The following is a 19946-nucleotide window of genomic DNA, read 5'->3' as shown; positions in this document are numbered from 1 at the left end:
GCCGCGGACGTCCAGTGGTGGTGGCGCAGCCCACGACGCTCCGGACGATGTCGAGGACGACTACCAGCGCCGAGGTCTCACCCGGGCGATGCTGTGCGCGGGGATCGACCGACTCGCCGCCAGAGGCGCCGAGCGGGTGAAGGTCTCGTACGAGACGCACGCGGCGGGCGCGCTGTATCAAGGCATCGGGTTCCGGCCGACATCCACGGCCACCTGGTATCGCTCGGGTCACGGGTAGGGGAGTCACCCCGATGGTCTGAAGAAGGGCTGTTCGACCGGGGGACTCCGGCTCTTGGGGAGCTCGTCCACGCATTTCCCGTTTACACGCCACCTACCCTGTGTTGATGAAGCGGCTCCACTGCGTCGATGGGCACGAGATCTGATGTTGCTGTCACTGACGGGCGCCAGTGGCGCAGGAAAATCGACCACGCTGGCGCACCTGACTGCAGTGAACTGGGAACAGCCGATCATCTGCGTCGAGTTCGACTCTGTGGGTGTGCCTCCGGACGCCGACACCGCGTGGCGGCACGCCGTGATCGAGCAGTGGGTCCAGCGATCCCTTGCGGCCCAGGATGAAGGCAGCCACGTCCTGCTGTGCGGTCAGGTTCCGATCGGCGAGCTTCTGGCCGCACCGTCGGCGGATCGGCTCGATGGCATCGCTGCCTGCGTGCTGCACTGCTCACCCGAGGTACGTCGAGCCCGATTGCTGGAGCGCCGCGAACCCGAGGACAGCCTGGAACACCACATCGCATTCGGTGAGTGGTTCCACGGACACGCCATGGACCCGACGTTCCACCCGGAGGTCATCCGCGTTGACAGCCCCGTGCCGATGCGATGGGAGAGGTGGCAGGACTGGCGCTCCGGCGACCCCCGCTGGCCGGCCGACGTGGTCGATACGGACGGATTGACGCCGGAGCAGGTGGCCAGATCCGTGGTGACGTGGGTACGTGAGGTCCTCACCCGGGGCTCCCTACGACTCCCTGCCGAGCGGTGAGGGCCGCGCACCCGTTGTAGGCGCGGCCATCCGTCACTCTCGCCCCGCGCACCGATGAGTTCGGGTCGATGGTCCTGTCTATCCAGGCATGGCAACCGTACTCATGCACGCAGTGGTGTCCCTCGATGGATTCATCGCAGATGACGACGACGGCGTCGGACCGCTGTTCGACTGGTACTTCAACGGCGACCGTCCACTGGACCACATGGGCATGAGCCTCTCGCAGGCGTCCTACGACTACACGCGGCCGATGTGGGACTCGATCGGGGCAACGATCATGGGCAGGCACCTGTTCGATCTGACGAACGGCTGGGAGGCCAAGCCACCAGCGGGGGAGCACCTCGTGGTCGTCTCCCACCGGCCGAAACCGGATGGATGGCATCCGGAGGCCGACGTCCCCTTCTTCGAGAACGTACCTGACGCCGTCGCGGACGCCAGCAGGCGTGCCGGTAGCGGCGTGGTCGCTGTCTGCGCCGGCGACGTCGGCGGCCAGGCGCTGGCAGCCGGCCTCGTCGATGAGGTGGCGATGGACGTCGTGCCCGTCGTGTTCGGCTCAGGGAAGCGCTACTTCGGCCCGGTCGACGGCCAGCACCTGCTGGACGACCCGCACACGGTGATCCAGGGCGACCGGGTGTTGCACCTGGGCTATCGCGTCCGAAAGGGGTGACACCCGGACGGCATCGTGTGGCCGCGCCTGGGAGTCATGGAGTCCGCTCGGCCACCGGATCGTCGCGGACGTCGTCGAGCAGGGGACTGAGGTGCCATGAGGTCAGCGCGCGTGCCGCCTGCCCGGCTCCCGCCGACAGCGCCGTGCCGACATCGGCACCGTCGAGCGTCGCGTCGAGGAAACCGGCCAGAAAGGCGTCGCCGGCGCCGTTCGTGTCGACGATCCGCTCGACCGGTGCCGCTGCCACCTGCCACTCGCGGTGCTCGGCGTCGACGGCACGGGCGCCCTCGGCACCGAGCGTGCAGACGACGACGCTCGCTCCGCCGTCGACCAGTTCATGCATGAAATCGCCCGGTGCGTCCAGACCGTCGGCGTTCATGAACACGTGTGCGGCACTCTCGATGAACGGCCGATGGAACCGTGCCCGCCCGTCGTAGTCGTGCAGGTCGGTCCAGACGAGGTCGCGTCTGGACCCGGTGAGCGTGACGAGTTCGCGCGTCCATCCGGCCAGGTCGACCACGACCGCTCGCGCGGCGTGAACTCGTGCGGCCAGACGAGAGGCGACCACGGCGGGGTCGAGATCAGGCTCCGGGACCGACAGGTAGATCGAGACCCGCTCACCGCGCTCGGTCAGCAGGTTCGCGTGGCGCTCGCTCGCCCCCGCGACCGTGATCGCGTCGTGGTCGATCCCGGCACGGGACAGCGTGTCGGTCACCGATCGGCCCGCAGCGTCCGACCCGACCAGAGTGGTCAGATGCGACGAGCGACCCAGCTCGGCCAGGTGTAGGGCCTTGCCGGCGGACGTGCCGCCGAGCGTCTCGAAGGTCGCCCGTGCGAACACCGTCTGAGACCGGGGTTCGGGCAGTTCGTCCAGGTGAATCAGTGTGTTCCACGAGGCTGGCCCCAGTACCTCGACGTCGACCATGGCCCCATGGTAGGCGGATCGCGCCGGCACCCCGTGACCGCCGATGCCAGCGAGCAGGGATCCATCCAGGCCAGACCCTGTGCCGCTGGGTCAGGTGATCTGGTTCAGGCGGGCGTCGACAGCGGCCAGCAGTCGGTCGCATCTGCCGATGGTCGCCGGCGTGTCGCCCAACTCGTGCCGGTCCAGCGTCTGCCGAGACGCCACCACGGATCCGGGCGGAAACTGCTGCCAGGTGAGGTCGATCGCCATCAGGTCAAACCCGACACGGAGCTCGTTCCAGAAGTGGACCTCGTGCCCGACGCCGGTCCACACCGAACCCTTGACGATGTCGGCGGCCGGCAAGAAGTGCTGGACGACACGCGCCGTCGGATTGCACTGTCCGAGCGCAGGATTTCGTTCGTCCCAGACGCCGCGGTACGACGTCCGGCGACTCCACGACGCTTCGAGCGCCTCCCGGAGCACGATCAGATCAACGGCGGTCACACAGCGCAGCGTATCGATCCTCGCGGCCCGACCCCCGGAGCCGCTCGAGCCTCAGGTCAAGGGAACTCAGCGCGGATGGGCGTCATGCCTCCCGTGCGCCGGTGTTGGCTGTACAGACCAGCACACGGTGCGGAAGCCACCGACGGCGCGCCGAACTCACGCTCAACCGGAAACGCCGATAATGGACATTATGTCACTTTCTAGTCTGCGTATTGCACCACGCAGCTTGGATCCACTACCCCGCTGTCAACATGGACGGCATAGTCACCTCCATCCTCAGGAGACCTCGACCCCTACCCGGCCACCGACGCGCCGACCGGACTACACCCTCAACTGCGAAGAGCTAGTTTGCTCATCCGTCTGATCAGGGCCGAATACGACCGGACTTGATACGCACCGTGTCCAGTAGAGCGGCTTATTGCATGTAGGACTCACCGCTATCCACCGAGGGCCAACGCTGGAAGCGGCTCCGCCCACTCGCCGAGACGGCAGCAGAACGCTGGGGCTGCTAAGCAGGTCGTCGTCTTGACGGCGGCGCATGCAGTTCACTCCAAGAAGTCGATGCGTCGAAGCCCACTCAACCGTCACTCGGGCCGGGCTCCCAGCCTGCGCTCTGCGCCCAGGCGTCCGCGAGGCGGATGATGTCCCAGACGATGGGGTCCTTCTCCTTGACGTACAACCCGCGGTCAACCCGCAGTAGCGGTGCCAGGTGACGCTTCTCGACCGCATACACATCCGCCCGTTTCGGGTGCGCCCGCAGGTAGTCGCGGAAGAGGAGTGCAAACTGCTCCGAGAAGCTGCCGGCCCGACGCACATGGACATGGGTCCTGCGCCGACCGGGCAGTTCGCGGAAGTACCGTTTGGTCCGTTCGGGATTGGCCGAACGCCACTCAAATCCGCACTGCTCGATCTGCTCACGATAAGCGTCGACTGGTTCCAGGGTTGTCACGGAGATCTGGACATCGAGGATCGGTTTGGCTGCGAGCCTCGGCACGGCGGTCGATCCAATGTGGTCGATGCGGAGCGCACGCCCACCCAGACTGGCACGCAACTTCCCTGCCAGTTCAGCGAACTCCGCGGGCCAGCGCGGGTCGTAGTCGGCGATCAAGGGCGCCCCGTCGTTCACCCCTACAGCGTCCCACGGCCACGCTGGCCGAGGCGCCGTGGCCACGGTCGTCCAGGACACCCGCATGCCTCGGAAGAGGGCTGATGGCGCACCGGCCGCATGGCGTCCCGCAAAGAGCCGTCCGAACGGGCGCCCCGGGGATCGCGCTCCCCCGCGTAGCCGACGACGCACACATTGTCGCTGCGGAAGTCGCCGTGCACCCCCGATACATCAGACACGAGAGCCGACCGGTGCATTCCGACGATGCGGACGTAGATCGTCCGTGTCCGGTGCTTCGATTGGTGGCATGGAGACAGGTGAGCACACGATCCAGCCGTTGACTGTTCACACGTGGAACGCGTTCGCCGCCCTGGTGGAGCGACACAACGGGATCTTCGGTGGCTGCTGGTGCACCTACTTCCACCCCGACTGTGCCGAGCGGGAGCCGGGGTACGAGGGCAGCCGCGCGATGAAGAAGCGGCTGGTCGAGAACGGACAGGCTCATGCGGCGCTGGTGATCGTCGGCGACGAGGCGGTTGCGTGGGCGGAGTACGGCACCCCGGATGAGCTGCCGACCATCCATCACCGTAAGCAGTACCTCGCCGAGGCCGACGTCATTCCCGACTACCGCATCACATGCATCTTCGTGGACAAGCGTCACCGAAAGCAGGGCTACGCCAAGGAGGCCCTCGCCGGTGCACTCGATCTGATCGCGGCGCAGGGCGGCGGCGTGGTCGAGGGGTACCCGCACGAGATCGGCGAGAAGCGGATGAACAACTCGTTCGTCTACAACGGAACACGCACGATGTACGAGCAGGCCGGCTTCGAGTTCGTCCGTTCCAAGGGCCTGAAGAACACGGTCATGCGTCGCACGGTCCAGCCGGCCTGACCCCTCCCCCGAGCGCCGTGCTCTACGACGCAGGAGTCCGGAAGGTGCGTCGGTACGCCATTGGTGAGGTCCCGGCGTGGCGGGCGAAATGCTGTCGCATCGATATCGCCGTGCCGAATCCACAGTGTGACGCGATCGACTCGATAGGCAGGTCCGTGGTCTCCAACAGTTCCTGCGCGTGCGTCACACGCTGGCGCAACAGCCACTGCACCGGCGTCGTGCCGGTCTGTTCCTTGAACATCCGATTCGCGGTCCGCGGACTGGCACCAATCCGAGCGGCGATCTGCGCCAGCGTCACGGGCTGGTCCAGTCGATCCCGTAGCCACCGCAGGGTCGGCTCCAGTACACCGCGATCGTCCTCCGGTTCGGAGTGCACGACGTACGGCTTCTGCCCGCCGCTCCGTTGCGGTGGCACCACCATGTGGCGAGCGACCTCGGCCGCGGCCGCCGCACCGAAGTCCTGACGGATCATGTGCAGGCAGAGGTCGATACCACTGGCTCCCCCGGCGCAGGTGAGGACATCACCGTGGTCGACGTACAGGACGTCGACGTCGACCACCACCTCGGGAAACTGCGCGGCGAACACGTCGGCGCGGGACCAGTGGGTAGCGATCCGACGCCCGTCGAGCAGTCCGGCAGCGGCCATCACCTGGCCACCGCCGGCGCTAATCGAGGCGATCCTGATCTGTCGTCGGTGCGCCTCCCTGAGCAGCGCGAGCACCGACTCCGGCGGGTCCTGCAGGCGCGGCCTACCGATCACCACGATCGTGTCGGCCTCCAGCGCGTCGACAAGCGGCCGGGCCGGCGTGTAGCGGTACAGCTCGATGTCACCGACGCCGGTGATGGCGAGGCCTTCACCGTCGCCGCAGACCATCACGTCGTAGAGCCGGTCGCCGAAGAGCTCGCCAGGTGCCCTCTTGGTTGCGTGCGCCGTGGTGAATACCTGGAGCGGCATCGCCAAGTCGAAGCTGTGCACCCGGTCGAAGGCCAGTACTGCGACACGATGCCGACGGGCGCCAGGCTCATCCATGGCAATAATCTATCGGATAGTGACATTACTGCCACTGGCGGGCCGGGGTAGGTCTCGTGAGACTGAGAGGCATGGCCCTCCAACTACTCGTCTACGTGTGTGCGATCGGCGTGCTCCTCGCGGTCGGCCGGCTGACCGACCGACTGCTCTCGGGAGACGCCGAGCGGTGGGCGCGGTCCACGGCGGCCGCTTGGCTGCACGCCCCAGAAGCCGCCGGCGACGTCTCCCAGGACGGTAACGAGACGATTCATCACGGCGCCGATCAACCCGCCGACCGACCGATGGGCACGGCACCGCGATCCCGAACCCGGCGAGCCGGGGCTCGGGATGCGATCACTGGTTGCGATGCGGCCGGAGCTTGAAGATCAGGATGCCGAGGTACTTGTCCATCCACGCCTGCTTGTGCGGATAGCGGAGTCGGGCGTCCTCGGACAGCTGAGGCTCGGTAGCCGACTCGATGTACAGTCCTGCCGCACTGAACACATTGATGAGGTCGGAGACCGTGTAGGGCCGCTTGGAGAGGGTGATCTCGTCGTTCCAGCCCGTGGCGTAGGAGAACTGGGCAGTCGAGAAGTACTCCTCCCCCAATGACGTCCCGTTCTTATGTGCCCGTTCGAGGGCGTATCGGATCGGTTGCGTCCTGGTCAGCAGGATGAATCCGTGGTCGGCCAGCATTGCCCGCGCTGCCTGCAGAGTGCGAACGGGATCCTTGGCGTAGCCGAAGGACTGCAGGAACAGGATCCGATCGAACGTGCGGCCCGCGAGCCCGGGCACCGATTCCAACTCGGAGAGATCGCCCTGGAGCAGTTCCAGCCCAGGAAGTTGGGCACTGGGGAAGTTGCCACTGATATCGACACCGACCGAGTCGGTTGCACCGTCCCGAACCAGTTCGGCGACCTTGCCACCGTTGCCGCAACCGACGTCGAGCACCGACCGCCCGGTCACATCACCCAGAACAGTTCGCTGCGCGGGCCACTCGACCAGCCGATCCAGCGAGTCCTCCTTGGCTCGGGCCCGCTCGTAGTCCGGAGCGAGCTCCAGCCACGGCTGGCTCGAGTCCACCCCACGTGCCCTGTGAGCACTCGTCGGGTGCTGAGGTCCATCTGTCACCGCCACGACACAGAACATAGTCGTCGGTGACGGCGTCCCAAGCCTGGCGACCGCTCGGATCGGTGATCGTCGGCCTGCCCAGGACTGTCGCGGGCGCTCACACACCTTCCGCCTGACGCTGCTCGCGCTGTCGGGCGAGTTCTTCGACCGCGCTCGGCAGCGTCGTCTCGAAGTCGATCAGCTTCGCCCAGTTCGGGGTCACGACGATCCGGACCATGCCGTCTCGGTAGAGCGAGCGCACCTCCGCCTCCCACTCGACCCGTTGCTCGGCGGTCATCTCGTAGGTGCTGGTCGGCCGCAGATACTCGTCCGGGATGCCATCGACGAAGTCGAGCTCGGCAAGCCCGCGGATGAGCAGGATCTTGGGTGGGTGCACCTCGGTGTCGATCGTCAGGGCAACCGCCGGGTTGGCGCGCAGGGCCGGGATCTTCGGGGCGTTCTTTGTCGTGCAGATGACGATCTCCGCGCCGTTCCAGGTGAACGCGATCGGAACGTTGCGGGGTGTGCCGTCCTTCGCGACGTAGGCCAGTCGGGTCAGGTCCCGGGCCAGCAGGGCCTGGCTGATCGGTCGGTTCAGAACCTCGGTGATCTCGTTCGGTCGCATGATCCGCGGCGTCGTCATGGTCGATCTCCTACTTCGTCGGAGCGGTCCCTTCGTGGCCGCCGTGTACCTGGGACGTAACCAGCCTCCCATTCTCGACATCCGCGCGGCCCGCGGCAGCCCCGAGCCCGCGCCACCCATGGTTGCGGGGATCCATCGGCACGGTGGGACGTCCGGCCTGGGAGTAGCCTCATGATGATGTCAGCCGACGCCCGCGCCGACCGTGTCCGATGGGACGCGATAGCTGCCTCGTACGCATCGTTGGTCGGCGGTCACGCGGACTCCTTCTACCGCCGGCTCGAACCGTTCCTCGCCGAGGAGATCGGCGACCCGACCGGCCAGCGGATCTGGGACCTCGGCTGCGGGCACGGGTGGCTCGCCGGGCTGCTCACCGCCGGCGGTGCGCGCGTCGACGGCGTCGACGGCAGCTCCGCTCTGATCGCGACCGCACGGCACAACCACCCGGACGTCCAGTTCGAGGTACGTGACCTGGCCGACGAGGTGCCGGTCGAGGAGAACGCCTATGACGCCGTCGTCTGCCACATGGTGCTGATGGATCTACCGGTCCTGGATCCCATCATCACCGCCGTAGCCAAGGCACTGCGACCGGGGGGTCGGTTCGTGTTCTCCGTCCTGCACCCGGCGTTCTACAACCAGACCCCCTCCCCCAGTGACAGTCCTGCCCCGTGGTCGCGCACGGTCACCGGATACCTCGAACCGGCACAGTGGTGGGTCGAGTCATTCGGCGGCCACCAGCACTATCACCGGCCCCTCGAGGACTACGTCGAGGCACTCTCACGGCAAGGCCTGCTGGTGCGCCGGCTCGTCGAACCGCCCACCCTGCCTCGTCACGCACGCTCCGACGACCGATGGAGCGCCTACGAGCGCTGGTTCGCCACGATCCCCACCATGCTTGCGGTGTCCGCGGTGTCCGCAGTGGTGCCGGACGGCCCCGGTCCTGCACTCATCGAGGTGCCTGGGCGCTCGCGCTCAGGCTGAGGGCCGGCAACTGCCGGTGACGGTGCTCCTCACAGACGACCAGGAACGCGCCGATCCGCCAGCCCTTCGACCGCTCGGTGTCCCGATACGGAGCCAGCGCTCGGTCCAGGTCTTCGCGGGCCGCGGTCGTCGACGCCGCGTCCGAGTTTCGCGCCACCGCGAGCGTCCACGCCGTGAGCGGGCCCCCGACCTCGCGCGGTTTCAGGACGATGCTGCCCTCCGCCGGCCGCCGCAACCCAACGGCGATGGCTCCGTTGCGCGACCGTGTGAGAGTGTCGGGATCGTCCGTGGCCCAGCCGAGCTGTGTGACGGCGACAACGGCGTCCGCGGTGCTCGGCTCGCGCCAGCCGGACACGAGGTGCGCGAACCGGGCCAGATCGGCACCGGCGAGCGGTGCCGTCATACCACCACCGGTCAGGGTGGTGGCCCAGCTCGGCCAGTCCGGCCTGAGGGCGCCGACGAGCCGGTTCGCCTCCATCCACAGCAATCGGTCGTCCACGCACCAGATCGGCTGACCGGTCACGGCCGCGGGCACCACCTCGCCGGAGATGGCGGCGCCAAGACACCGGCCGTGCCAGTCGTCGCGGACCACGTGGTGTCCGAGTGCCTCACCCGCGAGCAGCCACGACCGAGCCGCGGCCACCACAGCGCTCGTCGGTTCAGCCACCTGCGCTCGGTAGCGCTCGAAGCCCGGCGCGCCCGTCTTCAGATTGGCGAACGAGGTGACCGTCGCTCCGACCGCCCACCTCCAGAGGGCAGCCGGCTCTCCGAACGCATCGGTGAATGCCGTCGAAATGACCTCCCGCGCGTTCTTCGACTCCGGTGCGACCTGGACGATCGAGCGGGCCACACGCCCGTCGACGAGACCGAACTCGATATCCCGTCCGTGTGGGTCGATCAGGGCCACGGTCCCGGGCAGCTCCCGGGCCGACGCCTGCGTGACCACACCGTCGGCGATCAGCCGGCGCCGGGCTTCCTCGAACGGCAGTCCGCGCAGGTCCGAGAGCCGGCGCAGCAGCGACGCAGCCTCGTGAGGTTCGGGTTCGGGCGTGGCGTCGATCGTCACGGCGCTGCCCCCGAACGGTGCGTGGACCCGGCCCGCGGGGGCGTCCCCGAAGTCGACCGAGCGTGAGTGGAAGCTCTTCATGCGTCGGATCGAGAAGGAGCGGCTGTTCCGGCGCCAGGCCCCATCCTGACGTGCTGCTCCGGTGACTTCACCCAGGAACTCCAGCGTCTGCTGGAACCGTTCGTCGTCGTTCGCCGACCTGGTACCGGGCGGGCGGATGCCGGCCTCCATGAAGAAGCGCACGCGCGTCTCCCCCGTTGCGCGGGTCGTGACGAACGCCCGAGTCAGGCTGTGCTCCGAGCGCGGCCAACGTCCCTCGTCGTCCGGCCGGGCACCCGCGTCGACGAACCCGTGCTCGACGAGCCACTGCCCGACCTCGGCACCGTCCAGCCAGGCAGCGGCCGCTCGACGCAGGTCCGACATGGAGAACTGGGCGCGCAGGCTCAGCGAGACCGACCTGGCGCGGCAGGAGACCTGCACGGCCCAACCGCCCACGTCCCATCTCTTGTCGGTGCCGGACGGCTTGCCGACTTTGCGGGTGATCGCGCCACGGAGACGACGCTGGAAGGCTTCCGGATCGTCGTCCCCGGACCGAACGAATCCGATGTACTGGTGACGCGGCAGGACATCACGGTGCGCGTCCCGGTCCGCGGCCTCGTCCAGACCGGCGCCGACGAGGGCCCGCTCGATGCTGGCAGGCGTCGAGGAGTCGAGGCGCGCGAGCGCCTGAAGGAAGTCAGGAATCCCTGCGATGAGGTCGATGGACTCGGTATCGGCGTCGGCCACGGTCGGAGCCTAGCGCCAGTGACTTCCGACCCGACGGACCCGTCGCCGTCCGCGGCGGGACCGTGTCCGCGCACCATCACGTAGGGGCCCACGAGGGCACCGTAGGCGTCGCGGTGGCAGGATGACGCCATGGGCACCGTCGATGACCTGCTGGCCGGCTTCGATCCGGCCGACCGTCCGTCCGTCGAACGCATCTACGAGATTGCGCGTGAGCAGGTGCCCGACGCCGAGCAGGGCCTGGGCTACGGGATGCCCGCGCTCCTCCACCGGGGCAAGCCGTTGGTGTCGGTGATGCGCGCGAAGAAGCACATCGGTGTCTATCCGTTCAGCCCGGCCGCGGTCGCCGCGGTCGCGGACGACCTGGCGGGCCATCCCGGCATCGGGCTCGACAAGGGGACCATCCGCTACCAGCCCGAGCACCCGCTGCCCGACGCCGTCGTCCGCACGCTGGTCCGGGCCCGCCAGGAGCAGATCGAGGCCTGAGCGACCCCCTGGTCACAACCGTGGTCAGGACCCGTCCGCACGGAATGTGATCTCGTTCCCCTCCGGATCGGCAACCGTCCACCGTCCGTCCTGCTCCCCCACGAGTCGCCCGCCTGCAGTGACCGCGGTCTCGACCCGGGCCGCGGCCCGGTCAGGTGGCACGAACACCTCGAGGTGGAGCCGATCGCGCTGACGGCGACGCTCGGTATCGGCGGCGTCGAGGTCCTGGAAGAACAGGACCGGGTTGAGCCGGCGCGGGTCGTAGATGTCCGTGAGGTGCGCGCGTGGGTCCAGCCGGTAGCCGAGGGCGGCCGTCCAGAACGCCCGCGTGGTGGGGATGTCGACGGCGTCGATGCCGTACTGCACGAAGCCCACCTTCTCAGGGGCGGCGCTCAGCCCGAGGCCGCGTGCCGCGGCCTGGATCGCGGCGGCGAGCTCGACGAACGCCGCGCGAGTGCCGCCGTCGGCGTCCTCGAACTGATCCTTGCCGCTGTCGATCGTGACGCCGTCGGGCCGCAGATCCACGAGCAGCGGTTCGCCGGCCTCGTCGGCGAGGGTGGCGACGGTCGTGGCGAGCGCGCTCCCCTGCGACGGCGAATCGGTGCGGTAGTGCGTCATCGCCCCGAAGATCGCGCGCCAGTCGGACGTCTCGGGTCCGTCGCCGAGGTTGCCGCCGGGAACGAGGTCGACCACGTTGCCGTCGGGGTCGGCGAGCGCGAGGCCGAAGGGACCGTGCGGCACCTGCCCGGTCGTCGCGAGGGCGGCCGTCACCGACTCGGCGACGCGGACGACGTCGACGTGCATGCGATTGCGCAAGGGCCGCCGCGGGTCCTGCGGTGCGAACGAGACTCCCGGCCAACGCCCGAGCGGGTCGACCAGTGCGTCCTCGCCATCGGTCCCGTAGCCGAGCACGGTGCGCCAGAACGGCAACACGGCCGTACGGTCCGACGCGTCGACGACGAGCCGAACCGCTTGGAGTACGGCAGGGTCGGCCACCAGGGCGAGGTCTCGAGCCGCCGCCGAGACCGCCCGGGCAATCTCGACGTCCTCGCCGGCGATTGCTCCTGCCCGCCCCCCGAGGCGAACGCGCACTCCCCCGGCCCGCAGGTCGATCGCCGCCGCGGCGCCCGCCGCCACGCTCGTGACCCGTGCGACCAGCTCCGCACCTGCTGACATCGACGGCGCCTCGAACCAGGTGCTCGGGCGGCCGTCGACCACACGCCAGTCCGGGGCGCCCTCCGCGTCCCAGAACCCCGCTGTGTCGACCTGAGCCATGATTGCCTCCCGTGTCGTGCTCGACGGTCACCCACCGTCACCGGTTCCGACGATAGAGCCGGTCACGAACGACGAACGTCCGGATCCCGACCTAGCCTGCCGGGTATGGCCACTGATGACTACCCCTGGGAACCACCACTCGCCGGCACCGAGGTCGAGCACCTGCTCGGCACCCTGAAGCGCCTGCGCACGACCTTCCGATGGAAGGCCGACGACCTCGACGAAGCAGGCCTCACGTACCGGATCCCCTCCTCGAGCCTCACCCTCGGTGGGCTGCTCAAGCACCTCGCGGCGGACGAGGACTCGATGTTCACGGTGAAACTCACCGGCGCTTCGATCGGCGAACCGTGGGAGTCGATCTGGCCCGACGGCGCGGAGTACCACGTGTTCACGCTCGACCCCACCGGGCACACCCCGGACGAGCTCTACTCCCTCTGGGACGGCGCCGTGGCCCGCTCCGACGCGCGCATCGCGGCGGCGCTAGAGCGTGGCGCGCTTGACCAGCCGACCGCCCTCGGCTTCGGCGCGGATGGCCACGCCAGCCTGCGCCGGCTCCTGTTCGACCTGATCGAGGAGTACGGCAGGCACACCGGCCACGCGGACCTGATCCGCGAGGCGGTCGACGGCCGGGTCGGTGAGGATCCTCCGGCCGGGTGGACGCCCGTCAGCGGCCGGGCCGGCTGAGCAGGAGCTCCGCCCGACGGCGGTTGCTCGCTCGTGCGGCCGGGTCCGGCTCTCAGCGTGCTGCGTCGAGCAGTCGCTGCCCGATCGCCCGACAGGCCTCAGTGAGCTCGGTGCCCCGCACGACCCGGAACGCCATCGGCAACTCACTCAGTTGCGCCGCGTACCAGGTCGGGTCGCTGGTGCTCCCGACCAGGCGGGTGGCCCGCTCCCCAGCCTCCTCGAGGCGACCGAGCGCACGCGGGATCCATGGCCGTACCACGACGCTCGGGGCGTCGATGACCACCTCCACCTCGTACTCCCAGCCGACCGCCAGGTGCTCCTCGAGGACCGCGACGGGGTCCAGGTCGGCCGGCGGCGTGAACGACACGTCGCAGGGCTCGAGAGCGAGGATCCGGTCGATCCGATAGGCACGTTGGGCATGGGCCTGGTGGGAGTGGCAGAGCAGGTACCAGCGCCCGTGCCGCACCACCACGGCCCACGGATCCACCTCGGCCGCCCACTGCGACCCGGACTCGGAGCGGTACTCCAGCCGCACCCGCCGCTGCTGTGAGATCGCCTGCACGAGCGCACTGGTCGTCCCCGAGTCGGGCCGCGCGGCTCCCAGGTCCGGGGCCGCGGCCGCGCTGCGCCGGACCGCCTCGGCCTGCGCGGCCACCGACTCCGGCAGGGCGCGCATGATCTTCCCGACGGCGCTGCCGACCGGGGCGGTCGGGTCACCGGCGTCGTGGTGACCATCGAGGACGGCCATCACGAGCGCGAGTACCTCGGTGGCCGTGAACGTGAGCGGCGGGAGCCGGACACCACGCCCCATCCGGTACCCGCCGTAGGGGCCCCGACTCGACTCGATGGGGATTCCCGCATCCCGCAGGATCGAGACGTATCGGCGCGCGGCACGCTCGCTGACGCCGAGCCGCTCCCCCAACCGGTCCGCGCTGATACCCGGGTTCCCCTGGATGAGTTCCAGCGCGAGGAGCGCCCGCGCCGTGGGACTGTCGACGTCACCGTTCACCCGGGTTCCCTCGTCGCTGGCGAATACGTGTCGGCTTCCGACCTGTGTTCCGGAAGCGGTTCATCCGGAATCGAGCCTATCCTCAAAGTCATGGATCTCGAGGTGACCGGTGACATCTGGTACTGGCGTGGACCGTCGCCGTTCCATTTCGTCACGGTCGATGACGAGGGTGCCGAGTTCCTGCGCGAGATCATGCGTGAGGTGACCTACGGCTGGGGCATGATCCCAGTGCAGGCGCGGATCGGTGACACGCAGTACACGACCTCGTTGTTCCCGAAGAACGGCGGCTACATCGTGCCGATCAAGGACGCCGTCCGTCGTGCCGAGGAACTCGATGACGGCGACGTGGTCACGATCAGCATGACGGTGACCGCCTCGCGCTGGCACTGACGCCCGGGCCGAAGGTCACGAGTCCGAGGCGCCCGCGAAGCACTCCTGCCCTGCCTCGCAGCCGGCGTCCGCCGCGCTACGCACGGACGCCTCGTCGTGGTCGGCCGCAGTCTCCTCCGCGGCCGCGTCGGTGATGTCCAGGGGGTTCGCCAGCTCGTCCCGCGGCAGCCTGGCCAGCAGGATCGCGGCCACCGCGAAGACGGCGGGCAGCACCCCGGCGGCGATGAACGTGGCCCGCAGCCCGATCAGATCCGCGACCGGGCCCGCCAGCGCCATCGAGACCGGCATCAGCGAGATCGAGACGAAGAAGTCGAGGCTCGAGACCCGTCCGAGAAGGTGGGGCGGCACCCGCCGCTGCAGCAGCGTGCCCCAGATCACCATCGGGGCCGAGAAGAGCGCACCGAGCACCGTCGCGGCAGCGATGATCTGCCAGACGGCGGTCGCGTAGGCCATCGCGACGAACGGCAGACTGCCGAGGCCCCAGAGCAGGATCATCACCGTGAGGTAGCGGCGAGGCAGCCGTCGTGACGCCATCACCAACGAGCCGAGCGCACCGCCGATGCCGAAGCCGGCGAGCACGAGGGCGTGATCACCGGCACCGCCGCCCAGCCGGTCCTTGATCAGGAACGGGATCAGGACCTCCAACGGGCCCATCATCACCAGGATCATCAGGGAGGCGAACAGGAGCGTGGCGAGCAGCCAGGGGGTCACCAGGAAATAGCGGAACCCCTCGGCGATGTCCCCGAACATGGTCCGGATCGGGTGCGCACGGGCCCCGTCGGACACCTCGGCGGGCTCCCGTCGCACCGGCGTGAGCGGCACCGTGCCGAGCGCGACGAGCCCGATGAGACCGCTCAGGGCGGCCAGTGCCATCGCCGCGCCCGGCGACGCGACGCCGATCACCACGCCCGCCAGAGCGGGGCCGGCCGCCTGCTGCAGCGACGGGCGGAGCATGCCCTCGAACCCATTCACGGCGAGGAGCTCCTCCGGTGGCACCAGGGCGGGTAGCCACGCGGAGTAGGCCGGGTAGTAGAAGGCCATCGCGGCCCCGCCGAGGAAGGCGATCACCGCCAGGTGCCACAGCTGGGTCTGCCCGGTGATGCCGAGGAACGCCGCGGTGGCGAACAGGGTCACGTGGGCCGCCTCGACGCCGAGCAGGATGATCTTCTGTGGCACCCGGTCCGCGACCACGCCGGCGGCCAGGGCCGGCACGATCGTTCCGATCGCCGCGCACATGGTGACCAGGGACAGGTCCCGGGCGCCGCCGTCGATCCGGATGACCTCCCAGACCATCGCGACCATCCAGAGACCGCTCATGATCAGCGAGAAGAACAGCGCCAGGCCGAGCCGCCGGTACGCGGAGTGCCGGAACGGGCTCAACGCACGGGGCAGTCGTCGGCCGGTGGTGACGGATCGTGACTGCGACATCTGGGACATCTCTCTGACTCGGTGAACGGGGTTGACGTACCTGGGCCCTCGGAGCCCGTACCTGCCGATGTGGTGAACTCGACAGCAGTACAGACCCGCAGGACCCATCGAACTCATCGGAGGCCATCGAAGGCCCGACGAATCTTGCTCACCTCGAAGACTGAAGCCTCAACCACGGTTGAGGTCAAGCGATCCGTCGGCGCCGCTGCCAGATCCGGCACCGGACGCCCGCCCGTGATGCTCCCGGCATGCCATCGGGACCACCGCTCGCCGGACACCCGAGAGCGGGATCGGGCCAGGCGGGGCGACCCGTCGGGGCCTCGACCACGGGCTCCCAGCGCGACCAGAACAGATCGCAGTCGCACCCCGGCACGGACCGGACATCACGGTGCCCGGACGGGCCGCCGTCGGCCCTCGTGACCACCCCGCCGGGCGACGCCGCAGCCCCGACCTCCGCGGCCCACCTGTGACCCCACCGGGATGTCCCGTCGCAGTCGAAGGTCGTGAGCATCCGCTGCACGTAACACAGGGCACACTCCCCCGGCCGCACCGCCGTCAGGTCCTGCGCCAACCGGGCGAGCTCGCCCTCCAACTGCTCCACGTGACCCGTCATCGACCCTCCCGAACCTTGTGATACCGATGTTCGAGAGCGTGTCAGGAACCTACGACATCCGTGTCCTCGGCCGGGATCTCACTCGAACGGGCTCGGGTCGCCGGCACCGTAGCGGGCGATCTCGGCGTATCCCTCGGACAGGTCCACCACGGTGGTGGGAACCTCGCCGCACTCCCCCGAGTCGATCACCGCGTCGAGCACATGGTCGAGCTCGTCCTTGATCTGCCAGCCGTCGGTCATCGGCTCGTCCTGCCCGGGCAGCAGCAGCGTGGAGGACAGCAGCGGCTCGCCCAGCTCGGCGAGCAGTGCCTGCGCCACCGGGTGGTCCGGGATCCGAACGCCCACGGTCTTCTTCTTCGGGTGCAGGAGGCGTCGCGGCACCTCCTTGGTGGCCGGCAGGATGAAGGTGTAGCTCCCCGGGGTGCTCGCCTTCACGGCCCGGAACACCGCGTTGTCGACGTGCACGAACTGCCCCAGCTGGGCGAAGTCAGCGCACATCAGGGTGAAGTGGTGCTTGTCGTCCAGGTGCCGCAGGGCGACGATGCGGTCCTTCGCCGCCTGGTTCCCGAGGGCCGCGCCGAGCGCGTAGCAGGAGTCCGTCGGATAGGCGATGAGACCGCCCTCACGCACGATCTCGACGGCCTGCCGGATCAGCCGGGACTGGGGGTTGACCGGGTGGACGTCGAAGTACTTGGCCATCCAGCGAGCCTAGTCGGGACCGATCAGAGGCGCACCGGCGCCGGGTCCGGTGCCGCGTACCACTCGAGCAGCCGGGTCACCTCGGCGGCCATGGCGTCGTTGCCGGCCTGGAACCATTTGCGGGTGTCCACGACCTCCATGTTCTCGATCAGGTAGTCCCGCACGCTCGTGGTGAAAATCTTGTTCAGGTGGGTCGCAACGTTGATCTTCGTCATGCCGGCCGCGATCGCATCCCGCATACCCTCGTCGCTCACGCCGGACGAGCCGTGCAGCACCAGCGGCACGCTCACGCGCCCCGCGATCGCCCCGATCAGATCGAGATCGAGCTGGGCGCCGCGGGTGGTCATCGCATGCGAGGACCCGACGGCGACGGCGAGCAGGTCCACCCCGGTCGCCGCCACGAACTCGGCGGCCGCGTCGGGGTCCGTGCGTGCGGACGGGTCGTGGACGCCGTTCTTGCCACCGACCTCACCGAGCTCGGCCTCCACGGAGACCCCACGGGCGTGCGCGTGCTCCACGACCGCGCGGGTGGTGGCCCGGTTCAGGTCGTCCGGCAGCTTCGACCCGTCATACATCACCGAGGTGAAGCCGAGGTTGATCGCATCCTGCACCAGGGCCACGTCCTCCGCGTGGTCGAGGTGCACGACCACCGGCACGTCCGCGGCCCGGGCCACGGCGAGCACGCCGGCCCCGATCGGGGCGAGCGCACCGTGGTACTTCACCGCGTTCTGGCTGATCTGGAGAACGATCGGCCGGCCCGCTCCCGTGGCGGCCTCCACAAAGGCCTCGGCATGGTCCAGATGCACGACATTGAACGCTCCAAGTCCTGAGCGTTCGACACGGCAGAGATCTGCAACGCTGACCAGATCAACGAGTGGCATGGCTTTCCTTCACTTCGGTCCGAGCAAGCAAGCGCTGATAGGTGGGAGCGTCGAAATCACCGGCCACCGGGGCGACGACGGCTGCCCCCGAGAGCGCGACGACGTCGTGCAGTCTACGGGCGACGAGGCCCGCCTCGTCGCCGGTGCCCGGCAGTCCGGTGTCCAGGGCCCGGGCGATCGCGGCCACGGCCGCGTCTCCGGCGCCCGTCGGATTGCCGGTCAGCACCTCGGGCGCCGCGGCGGTCCAGGTCCGCCGCGCCTGCCCGGCACCGCCGACGGCGAAGACGCCGTCCTCGCCCAGCGAGACCACCACAAGGCCGGCGCCGCGGTCCAGCAGCGCGCCGGCGGCGTCGTGCACGTCGATGATCTGGGTCGCGGCCCGCAGCTCCTCGGCGTTGGGCTTGAGCACGTGTGCGCCCGCCTCGGCGGCCGCGAGCAGCGTCGGTCCCGAGGTGTCGACCACGACTCGCACGTCCTGCTCGACGGCGTCCCGCACCAGGCTGGGCACGGCGTCCGGCGGCGTGCCGGGCGGGGTCGAGCCGCTGATCACGAGCACGTCCCCGGGGCTCAGCAGCGTGAGGGCGACGTCGGCCAGGGCCCGCCAGTCGGCGGCGGAGACCTCGGGTCCCGGCTCGTTCAGCACGGTGGCGCCGGCGTCGTCGACGACCGTCACCGTGGTCCTGGTCAGTCCCTCGACCGGCAGGAACTCCTGCCGGACTCCGGCGCGAGCGAGCAGGTCACTGATCACGGCGCCGGTGCTCCCGCCGAGGAAGCCGAGGCACACGGGGTCCTCCCCGAGGGCGTGCAGCACGCGCGCGACGTTGATGCCCTTGCCGCCGGCGGACCTGCCCACGACGGCGACGCGATGGCTCTCGCCGGGCCGCAGCGCCGATGTGCGGTAGGTGACGTCGAGCGCGGGGTTGGCAGTGACAGTCAGGATCATGACCCCACTCCCTCCCCGGCCCCCGTCGTCGAGAGGCCCATGGCGAGTGCCCCTGCCCCGAGACACCCTGCCCAAGGTCCGAGCGTAGCCGCAAACACCTCGGGCGCGGGACGCTCACCGAGTCTTCTCGCCATCGAGTTGCGCAACGGACCGAGGACCGCCTCACCGCCGCCGGCCAGCCCGCCGCCGATGACGACCCGGACCGACCCGAGCAGCGCGACGGAATCGGCCAGCGCCAGCCCCAGCGCGTCCATGCCCTCGGCGATCACGGCGGCAGCGTCTGCATCGCCCGCCACCGCTGCCTCGACCACCGCGTCCGCTCCGGTCACCGCCACCCCGGTACGCACCGCGTACCGCCTGGCGATCGCGGACGCGGAGGCGACGGCCTCCAGCACGACCGGAGCGCCGCCGTCGGGGTCGGAGACGGTCAGCATGCCGATCTCACCCGCCCACCCGGTGCCGCGGACGCGGCCGTCGAGCACCAGCGCGGCCGCGATACCGGTGCCGACGGGCACGAAGAGGAGGTCCCCGCCGGCACCCCAGACGGACGCCGCCAGGGCGCCGGCCCGCACATCGTGGCCGAAGGCCACGTCGCGGCCGAGCGCGGCCACGAGCAGGTCCCGCAGTGGGACGTCGCGCCAGCCCAGGTTCGCCGAGAGGACCGCCGTGCCGCTCGCTTCGTCGACGATGCCGGGCACGACCACGCCGACGGCGTCGCCCGGCTGGGCGAGGTCACGCACCTGGGCGGCGATCACCTCGACCATCGTGGCGACGTCGCGGGGGGTCGGCACCCGCCGTGGATGGCTGAGCGTTCCGGTGGCGTCGACCCGGCCCGCCTTGATGGTGGTCCCGCCGACGTCCACTCCGACGGCATGCGAGGGCATGC

The 19946-nt window shown here is 69.4% G+C and carries 21 protein-coding genes; 7 read left to right on the top strand and 14 right to left on the bottom strand.

Going from position 1 to position 19946, the window contains the following annotated elements:
* Positions 1–382 precede the first annotated feature (382 nt).
* Positions 383–994, top strand: coding sequence for a hypothetical protein (locus GKS42_RS12950; protein WP_154794203.1), 612 nt, complete (start codon positions 383–385; stop codon positions 992–994).
* Positions 995–1082: 88 nt separating this feature from the next.
* Complete coding sequence (locus tag GKS42_RS12945) at positions 1083–1661, top strand: dihydrofolate reductase family protein (RefSeq protein WP_154794202.1); 579 nt, start codon at positions 1083–1085, stop codon at positions 1659–1661.
* A 34-nt stretch (positions 1662–1695) separates the two neighbouring features.
* Here the strand turns inward: GKS42_RS12945 and GKS42_RS12940 are convergent, their stop codons facing one another.
* The 3 genes from GKS42_RS12940 to GKS42_RS12930 form a co-directional block, all read right to left on the bottom strand.
* Positions 1696–2586: a carbohydrate kinase family protein gene (locus tag GKS42_RS12940; protein WP_154794201.1), complete on the bottom strand. Its 891-nt coding sequence runs from the start codon at positions 2584–2586 to the stop codon at positions 1696–1698.
* 90 nt (positions 2587–2676) lie between these two features.
* Positions 2677–3069: a YunG family protein gene (locus tag GKS42_RS12935; protein ID WP_232848045.1), complete on the bottom strand. Its 393-nt coding sequence runs from the start codon at positions 3067–3069 to the stop codon at positions 2677–2679.
* 577 nt (positions 3070–3646) lie between these two features.
* Positions 3647–4195, bottom strand: coding sequence for a GrpB family protein (locus GKS42_RS12930; protein ID WP_210769370.1), 549 nt, complete (start codon positions 4193–4195; stop codon positions 3647–3649).
* 316 nt (positions 4196–4511) lie between these two features.
* Here GKS42_RS12930 and GKS42_RS12925 point away from each other — a divergent pair, with 316 nt between their 5' ends.
* Positions 4512–5063 carry a GNAT family N-acetyltransferase gene (locus GKS42_RS12925; protein ID WP_354002712.1) on the top strand — a complete coding sequence of 184 codons (552 nt, stop codon included), beginning with the start codon at positions 4512–4514 and terminating at the stop codon, positions 5061–5063.
* 22 nt (positions 5064–5085) lie between these two features.
* Here the strand turns inward: GKS42_RS12925 and GKS42_RS12920 are convergent, their stop codons facing one another.
* The 3 genes from GKS42_RS12920 to GKS42_RS12910 form a co-directional block, all read right to left on the bottom strand.
* Positions 5086–6093, bottom strand: a complete 1008-nt coding sequence (locus GKS42_RS12920; RefSeq protein ID WP_154794197.1) for a GlxA family transcriptional regulator — start codon at positions 6091–6093, stop codon at positions 5086–5088.
* A gap of 333 nt (positions 6094–6426) precedes the next feature.
* The gene (locus GKS42_RS12915; RefSeq protein WP_232848044.1) at positions 6427–7155 is read right to left on the bottom strand and encodes a class I SAM-dependent methyltransferase; all 729 of its coding nucleotides are present in this window, start codon (positions 7153–7155) and stop codon (positions 6427–6429) included.
* Between the two features lie 145 nt (positions 7156–7300).
* Positions 7301–7825: a pyridoxamine 5'-phosphate oxidase family protein gene (locus GKS42_RS12910; protein ID WP_232848043.1), complete on the bottom strand. Its 525-nt coding sequence runs from the start codon at positions 7823–7825 to the stop codon at positions 7301–7303.
* Between the two features lie 171 nt (positions 7826–7996).
* Here GKS42_RS12910 and GKS42_RS12905 point away from each other — a divergent pair, with 171 nt between their 5' ends.
* Positions 7997–8803, top strand: coding sequence for a class I SAM-dependent methyltransferase (locus GKS42_RS12905; RefSeq protein WP_154794195.1), 807 nt, complete (start codon positions 7997–7999; stop codon positions 8801–8803).
* On the opposite strand, the gene GKS42_RS12900 is transcribed toward GKS42_RS12905, so the two are convergent.
* Entirely contained in the window at positions 8769–10655 is a 1887-nt protein-coding gene (locus tag GKS42_RS12900; RefSeq protein ID WP_154794194.1) for a hypothetical protein, read from the bottom strand. The two genes, GKS42_RS12905 and GKS42_RS12900, sit on opposite strands and share 35 nt — an antisense overlap.
* Before the next feature lie 129 nt (positions 10656–10784).
* Here GKS42_RS12900 and GKS42_RS12895 point away from each other — a divergent pair, with 129 nt between their 5' ends.
* Positions 10785–11138 carry an iron chaperone gene (locus GKS42_RS12895; RefSeq protein ID WP_154794193.1) on the top strand — a complete coding sequence of 118 codons (354 nt, stop codon included), beginning with the start codon at positions 10785–10787 and terminating at the stop codon, positions 11136–11138.
* 24 nt (positions 11139–11162) lie between these two features.
* On the opposite strand, the gene GKS42_RS12890 is transcribed toward GKS42_RS12895, so the two are convergent.
* Positions 11163–12413 carry a VOC family protein gene (locus tag GKS42_RS12890; RefSeq protein WP_154794192.1) on the bottom strand — a complete coding sequence of 417 codons (1251 nt, stop codon included), beginning with the start codon at positions 12411–12413 and terminating at the stop codon, positions 11163–11165.
* 105 nt (positions 12414–12518) lie between these two features.
* On the opposite strand from GKS42_RS12890, the gene GKS42_RS12885 reads away from it, so the two are divergent.
* The gene (locus tag GKS42_RS12885) at positions 12519–13097 is read left to right on the top strand and encodes a mycothiol transferase (protein WP_154794191.1); all 579 of its coding nucleotides are present in this window, start codon (positions 12519–12521) and stop codon (positions 13095–13097) included.
* 52 nt (positions 13098–13149) lie between these two features.
* Here GKS42_RS12885 and GKS42_RS12880 read toward each other — a convergent pair whose 3' ends face one another.
* Entirely contained in the window at positions 13150–14106 is a 957-nt protein-coding gene (locus GKS42_RS12880; protein ID WP_154794190.1) for a helix-turn-helix transcriptional regulator, read from the bottom strand.
* Positions 14107–14196: 90 nt separating this feature from the next.
* Between GKS42_RS12880 and GKS42_RS12875 the strand changes: the two genes are divergently transcribed.
* Positions 14197–14496 (top strand): DUF1905 domain-containing protein, encoded by a 300-nt coding sequence (locus tag GKS42_RS12875; RefSeq protein WP_154794189.1) that lies wholly within the window; start codon positions 14197–14199, stop codon positions 14494–14496.
* 15 nt (positions 14497–14511) lie between these two features.
* Here the strand turns inward: GKS42_RS12875 and GKS42_RS12870 are convergent, their stop codons facing one another.
* The 5 genes from GKS42_RS12870 to GKS42_RS12850 form a co-directional block, all read right to left on the bottom strand.
* On the bottom strand, positions 14512–15924 hold the full coding sequence (locus GKS42_RS12870; RefSeq protein WP_210769369.1) for an MFS transporter: 1413 nt from the start codon (positions 15922–15924) through the stop codon (positions 14512–14514).
* A 691-nt stretch (positions 15925–16615) separates the two neighbouring features.
* Complete coding sequence (locus tag GKS42_RS12865; protein WP_154794187.1) at positions 16616–17236, bottom strand: L-threonylcarbamoyladenylate synthase; 621 nt, start codon at positions 17234–17236, stop codon at positions 16616–16618.
* Positions 17237–17259: 23 nt separating this feature from the next.
* Positions 17260–18117 carry a class II fructose-bisphosphate aldolase gene (locus GKS42_RS12860; protein ID WP_154794186.1) on the bottom strand — a complete coding sequence of 286 codons (858 nt, stop codon included), beginning with the start codon at positions 18115–18117 and terminating at the stop codon, positions 17260–17262.
* On the bottom strand, positions 18104–19060 hold the full coding sequence (locus GKS42_RS12855) for a 1-phosphofructokinase family hexose kinase (protein ID WP_154794185.1): 957 nt from the start codon (positions 19058–19060) through the stop codon (positions 18104–18106). Before GKS42_RS12855 ends, GKS42_RS12860 begins: the two co-directional genes overlap by 14 nt.
* Positions 19057–19944: an ROK family protein gene (locus tag GKS42_RS12850; RefSeq protein WP_154794184.1), complete on the bottom strand. Its 888-nt coding sequence runs from the start codon at positions 19942–19944 to the stop codon at positions 19057–19059. The genes GKS42_RS12855 and GKS42_RS12850 overlap by 4 nt, the downstream gene beginning before the upstream one ends.
* Positions 19945–19946: the final 2 nt, after the last annotated feature.

It is taken from the genome of Occultella kanbiaonis (assembly GCF_009708215.1).
Taxonomy (GTDB): domain Bacteria; phylum Actinomycetota; class Actinomycetes; order Actinomycetales; family Beutenbergiaceae; genus Occultella; species Occultella kanbiaonis.
The sequence above is the reverse complement of the archived record's forward strand: the minus strand, read 5'-3'. Positions and strand labels throughout refer to the sequence as shown.

Coding starts and splice junctions, on each gene's coding strand:
- GKS42_RS12905 (WP_154794195.1), top strand. CDS start 7,997: ATGATGATGTCAGCCGACGCCCGCGCCGACCGTGTCCGATGGGACGCG.
- GKS42_RS12860 (WP_154794186.1), bottom strand. CDS start 18,117: ATGCCACTCGTTGATCTGGTCAGCGTTGCAGATCTCTGCCGTGTCGAA.
- GKS42_RS12895 (WP_154794193.1), top strand. CDS start 10,785: ATGGGCACCGTCGATGACCTGCTGGCCGGCTTCGATCCGGCCGACCGT.
- GKS42_RS12945 (WP_154794202.1), top strand. CDS start 1,083: ATGGCAACCGTACTCATGCACGCAGTGGTGTCCCTCGATGGATTCATC.
- GKS42_RS12910 (WP_232848043.1), bottom strand. CDS start 7,825: ATGACGACGCCGCGGATCATGCGACCGAACGAGATCACCGAGGTTCTG.
- GKS42_RS12890 (WP_154794192.1), bottom strand. CDS start 12,413: ATGGCTCAGGTCGACACAGCGGGGTTCTGGGACGCGGAGGGCGCCCCG.
- GKS42_RS12920 (WP_154794197.1), bottom strand. CDS start 6,093: ATGGATGAGCCTGGCGCCCGTCGGCATCGTGTCGCAGTACTGGCCTTC.
- GKS42_RS12850 (WP_154794184.1), bottom strand. CDS start 19,944: ATGCCCTCGCATGCCGTCGGAGTGGACGTCGGCGGGACCACCATCAAG.
- GKS42_RS12950 (WP_154794203.1), top strand. CDS start 383: ATGTTGCTGTCACTGACGGGCGCCAGTGGCGCAGGAAAATCGACCACG.
- GKS42_RS12875 (WP_154794189.1), top strand. CDS start 14,197: ATGGATCTCGAGGTGACCGGTGACATCTGGTACTGGCGTGGACCGTCG.
- GKS42_RS12885 (WP_154794191.1), top strand. CDS start 12,519: ATGGCCACTGATGACTACCCCTGGGAACCACCACTCGCCGGCACCGAG.
- GKS42_RS12940 (WP_154794201.1), bottom strand. CDS start 2,586: ATGGTCGACGTCGAGGTACTGGGGCCAGCCTCGTGGAACACACTGATT.
- GKS42_RS12870 (WP_210769369.1), bottom strand. CDS start 15,924: ATGTCGCAGTCACGATCCGTCACCACCGGCCGACGACTGCCCCGTGCG.
- GKS42_RS12865 (WP_154794187.1), bottom strand. CDS start 17,236: ATGGCCAAGTACTTCGACGTCCACCCGGTCAACCCCCAGTCCCGGCTG.
- GKS42_RS12855 (WP_154794185.1), bottom strand. CDS start 19,060: ATGATCCTGACTGTCACTGCCAACCCCGCGCTCGACGTCACCTACCGC.